General features: G+C 53.7%; 8 protein-coding genes and 1 tRNA gene. 4 read left to right on the top strand and 5 right to left on the bottom strand.

Annotated elements, in window-relative coordinates; all coding sequences use genetic code 11:
• The 3 genes from RBT76_15675 to RBT76_15665 all read right to left on the bottom strand — a co-directional run.
• Nucleotides 1-2,034 (bottom strand): DEAD/DEAH box helicase family protein (locus RBT76_15675; GenBank protein MDX9859223.1); only part of this gene is annotated, 2,034 nt, incomplete at its 3' end.
• Nucleotides 2,031-4,112: a site-specific DNA-methyltransferase gene (locus RBT76_15670; GenBank protein ID MDX9859222.1), complete on the bottom strand. Its 2,082-nt coding sequence runs from the start codon at nucleotides 4,110-4,112 to the stop codon at nucleotides 2,031-2,033. The genes RBT76_15670 and RBT76_15675, both read right to left, overlap by 4 nt.
• Before the next feature lie 6 nt (nucleotides 4,113-4,118).
• The gene (locus RBT76_15665; protein MDX9859221.1) at nucleotides 4,119-5,117 is read right to left on the bottom strand and encodes a restriction endonuclease; all 999 of its coding nucleotides are present in this window, start codon (nucleotides 5,115-5,117) and stop codon (nucleotides 4,119-4,121) included.
• 313 nt (nucleotides 5,118-5,430) lie between these two features.
• Here RBT76_15665 and RBT76_15660 point away from each other — a divergent pair, with 313 nt between their 5' ends.
• The 4 genes from RBT76_15660 (at nucleotide 5,431) to RBT76_15645 (ending at nucleotide 8,695) form a co-directional block, all read left to right on the top strand.
• Nucleotides 5,431-5,739, top strand: a complete 309-nt coding sequence (locus tag RBT76_15660; protein ID MDX9859220.1) for a helix-turn-helix transcriptional regulator — start codon at nucleotides 5,431-5,433, stop codon at nucleotides 5,737-5,739.
• A 6-nt stretch (nucleotides 5,740-5,745) separates the two neighbouring features.
• The gene (locus RBT76_15655) at nucleotides 5,746-6,501 is read left to right on the top strand and encodes an ImmA/IrrE family metallo-endopeptidase (GenBank protein MDX9859219.1); all 756 of its coding nucleotides are present in this window, start codon (nucleotides 5,746-5,748) and stop codon (nucleotides 6,499-6,501) included.
• A gap of 652 nt (nucleotides 6,502-7,153) precedes the next feature.
• Nucleotides 7,154-7,513 (top strand): hypothetical protein, encoded by a 360-nt coding sequence (locus RBT76_15650; protein MDX9859218.1) that lies wholly within the window; start codon nucleotides 7,154-7,156, stop codon nucleotides 7,511-7,513.
• A 75-nt stretch (nucleotides 7,514-7,588) separates the two neighbouring features.
• Nucleotides 7,589-8,695, top strand: coding sequence for a site-specific integrase (locus tag RBT76_15645; protein ID MDX9859217.1), 1,107 nt, complete (start codon nucleotides 7,589-7,591; stop codon nucleotides 8,693-8,695).
• Between the two features lie 222 nt (nucleotides 8,696-8,917).
• Here the strand turns inward: RBT76_15645 and RBT76_15640 are convergent, their stop codons facing one another.
• Both RBT76_15640 and RBT76_15635 read right to left on the bottom strand, forming a co-directional pair.
• Nucleotides 8,918-10,018 carry a tyrosine-type recombinase/integrase gene (locus RBT76_15640; protein MDX9859216.1) on the bottom strand — a complete coding sequence of 367 codons (1,101 nt, stop codon included), beginning with the start codon at nucleotides 10,016-10,018 and terminating at the stop codon, nucleotides 8,918-8,920.
• 102 nt (nucleotides 10,019-10,120) lie between these two features.
• Nucleotides 10,121-10,194, bottom strand: a tRNA-Met gene (locus tag RBT76_15635).
• Between the last annotated feature and the right edge of the window lie 48 nt (nucleotides 10,195-10,242).

Below are 10,242 nucleotides of genomic sequence, written 5' to 3'. Positions count from 1 at the left end.
GGTCTGCAACAACGAGAGGTTCATTTTCATCTTCTCGATCACCTCGCCGGTGATGAGACTTTTCCCCTCGTAGTCCAGTTCGGTTACCACTTTTTCACCGACCGGGAGGCGCTTGTACTTCTGGAATGCCTGCTTAACATCGGCAATCGACAGACCTTTGATCTTTGGCAACGTGCGATGCGCTGCCGAGAGTTGAGGGATACGAATATCAAGTTCCGACGATCGCTTGGCCGGATCGGGGAAAATTGATACTGTGGTCCTCGGAATATGGTCCACCTCTACGAGTATGAGGTCGAGCCCCTCCTGTGCCAGCTCCTGCTGGTATAATCCGGCAAATGCTGGATGCTCAACGACTGTGACCAACTCGTGGGCCTGTCCGGGCGGAGTCATGCGACGAAGACCCCTGCCAAGTGTCTGCTCAGGCAGGATATTCGCCTTGGAACTGTATGGCCTCAACGGTACAATAGTAGTCACATTGCGGACGTCCCAGCCCTCGCGGAGCATCAAGACCGATACGATGCAGAGATATTGACTTTCATTCCTGTCCAGTTCCCGACTCAGCTTGCGGAGCGCTTTCAGGTCTTCGTCGGAGATATCCTTGTCGCTCTCTTCGAATATCTGGCGTTTATCCTGACCTCTGCCGACCGTCTTGATCTTGCCCTTGAGGTTCGTGTGGAGATTGATCGTCCGGTTATTCAGGTCCTTGAAAATCTCGTCAGTATTCAAGCGCCTTGTGATCTCGTCAGCGGCCTTGGTATCTTCGCACATGATGAAAAGAAGCGGCTTCTTGCCGGACTGCTGCCACTCTTCCCTCGACTTCTTCCATCGCTCGTACCCGATGCGCAGATGCGTCTCCCAACGGTACGCCGCATCATCGCTTGGATAGTCTTTAAGATCACCAACGCTCCCAATGATTGGCGTCTTGACGATTCCGGCGTCGACCGCCTCGCCAAGTGGAGAATCGCAGACTATGTGCTTAAACAACTGACCTTTGTTGTCTTTAGGTGTGGCACTGAAATCCAACTGGGCGGCAATCCCGCCGCCGGTCTTCTTCCGAATTGTCTCATGCAGAAACGTTAGTGCCTCGTTCCATGCCGAGCCGGGGTCCCATACATGATGCGCCTCGTCGTTCAGAATCATCACTCGCTGATGTCCGGTGATCCGTTTCCTGAGCGCCTCTCCCGTGTCAAGCGCGGTGTTCTTTGAGACCGAGGGCCCCACCCAGGAGTAATACTCATCCTCTTTAATTTTGCGGCGCTTGGAGAAGTCGTACAGGCGATGGATATTTGTGAGATACAGTGTTCCCCCGGTCGCTGCTCCGCTCGCTTCATCCTGGAGCACAACCGACAGGTTCCAGTCGCCCACCCATTCGGGCGGGACAAGTGGATCACAATCCGGTCCGTAGAAGATGCGACCATCGCCAAAGTCTTCTTTGAGTCGCTCGAACACAGTCAGATTAGGAGCGATCACCACGAAATGCCGGGCCATTTCCGAGTCCGATTCGCGAAGCGCGTGGAAGTAGCTCCACACGATCGCCAGACTCATCACCTTGGTCTTGCCGGCACCGGTGGCCAACTTAAACGCGTAACGGCTCCAGGCATCTTCTGCCTCGGTAATCCCGAGGGCGGCTACCTCGGCCTGAGGTCCGCCGTACTCGGCCAGTATCTGAGACAGCGATTCGAGCTTGCGCACTTCCTTGAGGTAGACCAGCGTCTCAATCGCTTCGCGCTGGCAGAAGTAGTAGCGGAATTCGTATTCCTCACCCGATGGAGTGTGCTTGCGGTGCGGGCGTTCGAACCAGTGCTCCAACAAGGCCCTCGTAGTATCGCTGGCACCGCCGTAGAAAGAACGCCGCCAATCGCGGACATCAGCCCTGAGGTTCTGGGCGATGGTGATTTGGCTGGGACGCCGAAAGTGCTGTACTTGTGCCGGGTCACCTGCCTTGTCGGGTCGCACCCGATGTGCGCTCGGCTCCTCCCACGTCTCGAACAGCGGCTCAAGCGCGGCGGCGTTGATGACTGGCTCGGCGTTCATACCTCAACCTCTACTGTAATGCTGGTATCACACCCGAATGTGTCAACCACCTTCACGCAGGCAGTGTACTTCCCCTTCTTCGGATACGCGTGCGCCGCATCGGAGACCGTCTTGAGGCTTCTGTCCTTGCGGGTCCGGTAGTCCTGCCAATGGTGATTGAACGGCCTCTCCGGGTGCCAGTCGAAATCGATCGCCCAGAAATCAACAAAGTCCATCCCGCTCCTCATCGCTCGCTCTTTGAGAGCATCAAGCTCCTTCGAGGGGACCTCGGCCAGCGATGGCAGGAACCTGGTCAGCTTGATATCCACCGTCCGGTCTTTGTCCTTCCCCCGGTACACCGGCTCGGCTTCGAGGACGGCCATCTCAAGGAATGGGGGAGGTGACGTGCGGTTCTTCTCCATTATCTCGCGCGGGATCGGTATCAGTTTGATCTTGATGCCAAGCTCGGTTTCGAGCGCCAGGCAGTACTGGCGCAAATCCATCTCAAACTCCCATGCGAGGCAGTAGACTTCTTTGCCACCCGCCTGTGCGACTGCGTGCGCGACATCTTTGACCTCATCCCGCGTAAAGATGGAGTCTATGTTGTCGACGTGACAGAAGGCCCCGGCCTTCCTTCCATGCAGAAGCGGAGACGGGGTCTTTGTCAGTACTTCTGCCTTGAAGAATTCGAGAACGATCCGGCGGTGCTCTTCGTCGGCCCCCTGCAGCCGTTCCTTCTGCCACCACTGGCGTTCGTAACGACCGAGGTTGTAGACGTCGAATGAGCGATACGGCTTCCTGTCATTGTAGAGGTTGCGTTGGACGTCGATGAGACGTTTGCGGGAAGTATGGATGGCAAAACGTCCGAGATCTGCCATAATCCAGCGGCGACCAAGACGCTCGGCGACTGCGCCCGTTGTGCCGGAGCCGCAGAAGAAGTCGGCAACAAGAGAATCGGAGGTAGTCGACCATTCGATGATTCGGCTTAGTAGATCGCTCGCTTTCTGAGTCGGAAAGTCCTTGATGTTCTCATAGGCCTTTATGTCATCCCAAACCGTGTCTCCTACCTTGTCTTCACTTGGCGGGAACCAGTTTTCTACAGTACCAGACTCAGACAGTCTAATGAACTCAAGAGTCTTGCCTGTATCCCGCCAGTAGTCGACCAGTGTCTTTCCAGAACCCGAGTTTCCGTAGTCTTCGTAGTTCTTGACAGCCTTCAAGGCCCGCCCTTTTGACCATTTCCATTGGCCAAACGAAGGTGTCTCTCCGAGGAGTTCATATCTCATGGTAGGTCTGTCAGCTCCGCTCCAAAATCTATGCCAGTAACCGTCTGGTTTCTTACTCTCGTAGGGTATCAACAAATTCGGTATGCGTGCACTGGACGACGTCGAATAGCAGAGCACAACATCGTGTCCTTGTGGGAGAGCAGCGATGTACTCAAACTGCCTTTGAAGATTCTTTGAAATCGGTCTGTTTACGACAATCTCGTTTCGAAAGTTTTCAGGCCCAAAAACCGTGTCCATCATGCCTCGTACGAGGTGACTAATCGCTGGAGCAAGATGCACGAAGAGAAAGCCAGATTCGCTGAGGAGGGCTTTCATTAGAGCCACGCGCTCGTACATAATATGTAGATATGAATCCGCGCCCTTTCCCCACATGTCCCGATAGGCGATCATTTCCAGAGTTGATTGTTCCTTGCCAACTCGCTCGTTCTCCCCTCCGATCGGGATATCCATCGTAAAGTCCGCGCCCACATCAAACGGCGGGTCTATATAGATCAGATCAATCTTCCCCTTGAACTCCTTCAACAGCGACGCCATAACCAGCTTGTTGTCGCCCCAAATGAGCATGTTGCGAAAATCATCTTGACGGCGGTCTTTCATTTCCTTCTCGAAGGCGTCGAGCTGACCGGCCGCAGCGGCTTCGCTTCGCGGCTGGTCGACCGTCTCGATCTTCTGCATCGGCATGGCCAGCCCTGCCACATCGACCTCGCGCCGATTACCGTACTCGTCGTACTTCCCCTCCCACACCAGCTCCGTCTTCATCTGTGAGAGGGGATGCGGATTCCCCGGCCCCCACGTCGGTTTCTTGTCAGCCATGTACATTCATCCCTGCTTAACCTCGTCGTCGACTGCAACCGGACCGATACCGTTTTCCACGATAATCTTGGCAAACTGCTCGCCATCGACAAGCTCGATATTGATTCCGTCTTCCTCATGCAACTTCTCGACTCTGGCACGCGCTTCTTCGGAGATTGTCCCGCAGGTCACTATCATACCGAGGTCAGCGCCTTCCGCCTCCATCCCCCGCACGAGTTGATCGATGACTGTCGGGTCAACTGGTGGTTCGGGACGATAAAAATGCTTGGCCTGCACCGCCACTGTCTGAGTAATAGCTCCGGCAATCAGAAACTCGGCCACGACATCAGCTCCCTTGTCTTTGTTTCGTGGGACTACCCGGGCCTCCCTCGCGCCCAAAGCTTCCAGCGTTTCCTTGATGAGATTCTCGAAACCGAAACTGTCTATGTGGCCGGTCCTTAGCTGGTGCAGAGTTTCACTGACAAGTCGACCCTGTAATACGCGACGGAACGAGGGCTTCCTTCCCTTCTCAGCGTCTTTAAGGCAGTCTACAATCTCCTGAAGGAGATCGGTCGCACGAGCGCACGTGCCCTGAGTTTTCATCCTGGAAATCAGAGCCGTTTGCGCAGAAGATCGCGGTATCGGTTCTTTGTTGTTCAGCCAGGTTACCTGTCTCCGATACGCACGATACTCACCATCTGAGAAAGTCTCACGTTTGGCCGGACCCTCGACCCTGGCGACATAGAAATCTGAGCCATAAGGGACCACAACCAAATCGCCGATGTTCATCTCCCGAATGAATCGCCAAAGATGTCCAGCAGCCCCTCCAGCCAGTCGGAGGTTATCCTCGTTTGCGTAGTACGCCCTCCGGACAATCTCCCGGAACGACTCCCAGTCCAGAGATTCATCCAGAAGCCCCTCGGCCTCAGTCCAACCAATGACAATCTGATCGCTGGACAGCGCCTTTTGGACTAGATCCACGCCTCCCGGCGCAATCCTCAACACGAATGCTTGTTTGGGTTCCATTTGACTCCCCACGCTCGGGCTCGACGAAGTCCCGGATTTCCCGCACGAGGATCTGAGACGCTGTAAGCCTCGGCCGTCTATTCTAGAGGGGCGTTGACTCCCCCTTGGATGATTCAATAAGACACAACACTAATAAACTACCCCCGTAACCCCGCTCCAGTCAAGGGGTTTTCCGCACGTACAGTCAATCCCCGTCGAACATCACATTTCACGATCAATCGAAAGAATAGTATTGACAAGATAACCTAAATACACTAAAATTGGTCCGAGGCAAAGGAGACGTAAACACCAGTGTCACACGATTGGAGAGGGCATGGACTTTGGAGGGATGATCCGGAATGCCAGAACAGAAAAGGGATGGACGGTCAAGGAGTTCATTGAACGGATGACAGCAGACGGGTCGACAAGAATCTCACCAGCCTACGTTACACGCGTGGAGCAGTACCGTGAGATTCCGAGCCCTGAGATGGTTGCCAGGATGGCTGAAGTTCTGGAGATCGAATTGGAGCCGCTCGTAGCAGCGGCCAAACAGAACAAGATGGAGTCATTTAAGGAACGACTCGACGCCAAATATGGAGAGGCGGCCATCTTTTACCGTAAAGTGAATAAGCGAGGGAGATAACCCTTCATGAGCATCAGTATCGTTCGTCGAATGGATTCGACGAGACAGGGTCTGATCGAGCAGATTGCAGAGCGTCATGTTCAGACGTATCTGGACGAGTTCAGTAAGAACGTGGTCGAGGATGTACACCTGGACATCGATGAACTCTATCAGTCTTCCATATACCCCGAGCACGAACTGATTCTTGTCAGGCACAGAGATCTGGGTTTTGTGGGCAAAGAAAAAGTCCTCGGTCAGACTCTGCCAGCCAAGCGAATTATCTGCATTGACAGATCGGTTGCCTCACCGGCACTTGACAAACGATCGTCCTTCACGTACGCCCATGAGTTCGGGCACGGCATCCTGCATTCCGGGAAGAAGAAACTGTATAGAAGCGGGGATCGGCACCAGCTCAGCGGTCCCGGAGTAAGCAGGCACGAAATAGAGGCAAACCAGTTTGCAGCGGCACTGCTTATGCCGCGAGTACTCGTACATTTGTTGTTCCGATGGACGTTTGATTGCGAGCCGCCGCTTTACTACAAAGGACCCGGCCTTTACACCGTTTGCGCACGCGGCCGAGACCACCAAGCGGTAGTTAAGTCGTACTCAGATTACTGCCTGGCATACGCCGGGTTCATGAACACGAGGTTTTTCTCCGTTTCTAAAACGAGCCTGGCATTGCGGTTGTCAAACCTGGGAATGTTGCGAACGACGAAAGATGAGATATTCGATGTGAATCAACCGACCTGGTGGTATCAGGCAAAACTGGACTCCACAGCCTGAGGAGTCCCTTTTTTTGCGCGTGCAATTTACTTGTTTCACTAAAATACATAAAGGACCATCAAAGATGAAGGGGTTCAAGAGACACTCAAGAAGGAGCCGGTACTCGGTCCGAAGGATTAAATCTCGGGTCACATATTCCACCAGGGAGATTGCAGAACTGCTCGGGGTTCATACTGCTACTGTCCTGAAGTGGTATAAATCGGACTTGGAGAAAATCGACAACTCTCGCCCATTCCTCGTCATGGGTACAGCACTCAAACACTTCCTGAGCAATCGCCAGACGAAGCGTCGCCGTCCGTGTGGACCGCATCAAATGATGTGTATGAAGTGCCGTATGCCGGTAACTGCCGACCCTCACAGCTTCCACGTTACAAATTGTAACGCCAAGACGGCACTCGTAAGTGCCAATTGCAGCATTTGCGGGACTCGAGTAAATCGATCTGCATCGGCCGGAAACCTGCTCGACACTCTTAAGAACCTCGGATGCGACACGACCCTTGCTAAGAACTTATCTGAAGCTGTACAACCTGTCCTGAACACTGACTTTGTGGTGAAGAAGAAACCAGATGAAAACTAACCCAACCGGAAGGTGAATCCCGTGAGAAGTGGCAATTGCTGTAAACAGAATGAAATGTGAAAGAGAGGCTTTATTGTGAAACATCCAAGAGGAATCGAGGAGCATGATCTGAAGCAACGGGCATCGTGGATCGCTTGGCGGTATGGATTGGACGAAGAGTCAATTCTCGCAGCCCTGAAGAGGGCCGACGTAAGAGTGACTCATTCCATCCTGATAGATTACTTCTACTACCTTGCGTTTTCACCATCGCTTACGCGTGCGCTCGTTTTGACAAGGCCGCAGGCAGTGGTTGAGATGTACAAGACCGCCGACCTGGAGGACCTGCGATCATGGGAGAAGTTGACCGAGCGCTTGATTGGCGATAAGGCCCGTGACTGGCCGGACATAGAGGAGCTCTGCCGCTGGGATGCAGAGCAGTACCTGCTGCCGGATTAGGCTACATGTAGCCATAAAGCCTCAATGAAAGATTGGGTCATCTATGTCGACCGACGATCAGAATAGGGACATTTCATGAAACCTGCGTTTAACCCAAGAAACGAGCGAATCAAGCGATTATACCTTGAATGGTTGAGGGAAGTCGGACGAAAGAGCCATGCCACAGCCGATAACGCGCGCAAGGCTCTGGAGCGATATGAGATGCACACGAAGTACGAGGACTTCCGGAGTTTCGGCAGGCGTCAGGCTCTCTCGCTCAAGAAGTCCCTGCTTGATCAAAAGTCGCCGGTTTCCGGACTTCCTCTCAGCCGGTCCACCGTTCGCACCGTACTTCGAAACCTGCAGGACTTCTTCGCGTGGCTCAGCCGGCAGCCGGGTTATAAGCGGATCGCCTTGACCGACATTGAGTATTTCAATCTTTCGCGGAAGGAAACAAATATGGCCTTAGCCACCAAGTTGCGTGAGACTCCGACTCTTGAGCAAGTTCACAACGCCATCGGTGCAATTGACTGCAGCACCGAGATCGGCAGGCGCAACCGGGCGCTGATCGCCTTCACGGCGCTTACCGGGATTCGAGATGGCGCCTTGGTGTCGCTGAAGCTCAAGCATGTAAGAGTGTCAGAGCGCCTCGTGGAGCAGCTGGGCGACGAGGTGCACACCAAATTCAGCAAGACGATCACCACGTACTTCTTTCCGGTTGGATATGACTTCGAAAAGATCGTGATGGAATGGATACGTTTCCTGCGCGAGGACAAGCTGTTCAGCCTGAATGATCCGCTCTTTCCACGCACTAGACTGTGCCAGGATGAGAACAACTGTTTCGCAGGCAGTTCCCTGGAACCACAGCCCTGGTCATCCGCAGCACCGGTACGGAAGATATTCAAGGAAGCGTTTGAGAAAGCAGGCATGAAGAAGTTCACGCCCCACTCGTTTCGACGTACGTTGACGCGTCTCGGACAGGAACTATGCAGGAACCCGGCCCAATTGAAGACTTGGAGCCAGAACCTTGGCCACGAAGATGTGATGACCACGATGGTCAGCTACGGGAAGATAGATCCGTTCAATCAGGGGAAGATAATGGAAGAAATCGCGAGTCAGGTCCTTGATGACAAAGACCGGCCCGCTACTGTGAGCGACATCAGGAAACTGCTTCAGGAAAATGGGATCCAAACACAGAGGTAATAATGGACAAGCTGCTTACTCCCCAGGAAGTCGCCGAGAAGCTCGGCGTAAAGAAATCGACCATTTATTCGTGGACACATCAGGGATTCATCCCGTTCACAAAAGCCGGTCGACTACTGCGATTTCGGGAAACTGACGTCATGTTATGGTTGAACAAACGGTCAAAGAAGGGACGGCCCGGACGAACTCCTCAGATCCTATAGCCGCCGCAGACCGCGGGTCTCAGTCTTGGTCGAACTCGAGCTTCTGGATCGCACCCACCAGATGCTCAGGCGCGAGATGCGCATAGATCATGGTGGTCTGAATATCGCTATGGCCAAGTAGCCGTTGCACAGTGGGCAAGTCAACCCCCTTCATAACCAGGTGGCTTGCGAACGTGTGTCGGAGAGTGTGGACCTTTGTGATGTCCCGCAGTCCCGCTCGCCTCGCCGTGGACTCCAAGGCCGCACGGAGTTTTCCGCCGAGTTTTTTGCCGTCTCGTCGCGTGAAGACGTAGGCGTCACTCCTGACCTTCGGCGGCTTGATCTCCTTCAGAAGTCGACACATACCGTTGTTGAGAGGAATCTGCCGCTCACCGGCTTTCGGGGTCCAGTCGACCTTCTGTTGTACTTTCAAGACCTTACGAGCCAGGTCGATATCTCCCCATTGCAGATTCGTCAACTCGCCCAATCGAAGTCCAGTGTTGAGAAAAGTGTAGAAAATGGGGCGATAACGATCAGCGGCAGCACCTAAGAGAATGCAACATTCCTCTTGTGTCAGGAATCTCGGCTCCGCCTTCTCAACCACTTTCAGGCTCCTAATCCCATCTGTAGGATTGGTCGAACAGAGACCGTGCTGCTGGCCGAATCGAAAAACGGCCCGCAGAGTCTTCACTTCGTAGTTGATCGTCTTGGAAGACCCTGGTAGCGCATTGGGCGCCACCTTGGCAGCGAGTCTTTCAGGCAGGTCTGCCTTTCTGGGATCAGTCGTTTTTCGCCACTTCTTGAAGCCCTCAAGGTGTTTCGGGGAAAGTTGGGACACCCTGGTAATCTCGGGAAGTTCTGCGTCGAGAAAGAGGCGAAAGTTGCGGATTACCTGCCCGTAGCGAAGGGTTGTGCTCGGTGCATGGTTAGTTTTGGAGAAGTCAAGGTAGGCATCGAAAAGGACGGCCAGCGAGCCGTCCGGGACGTCGAGGTCGAACCGTTTACGCGCTATCTTCGACTCGGAATCTGACAGCACTTGCTCGGCCACGCGCCTGGACGTTCCCACGCGTTTTCGGACTCTTTTTCCTTCATTGACTACGTTGATGTAGTAAACTCTTCCCCTCTTGTAGATAGTCCCCATACGGCACCTGCCTGAAAAAGTCGTCACAGAATCGTCACATCGACTTACGTGGAGAATATAACAAAAAGATAAGACACTGTCAATAAGCAGGTTAAATAAAAATAGCGGTGCAGGGACTCGAACCCCGGACACGCGGATTATGATTCCGCTGCTCTAACCAACTGAGCTACACCGCCATCTTGTCCGCCAAATGAGCAGACACAGAAATTATAACAAACGGGAGT

Source organism: Candidatus Zixiibacteriota bacterium, assembly GCA_034003725.1.
Classification (GTDB): Bacteria; Zixibacteria; MSB-5A5; order GN15; family FEB-12; genus WJMS01.
The sequence above is the reverse complement of the archived record's forward strand: the minus strand, read 5'-3'. Positions and strand labels throughout refer to the sequence as shown.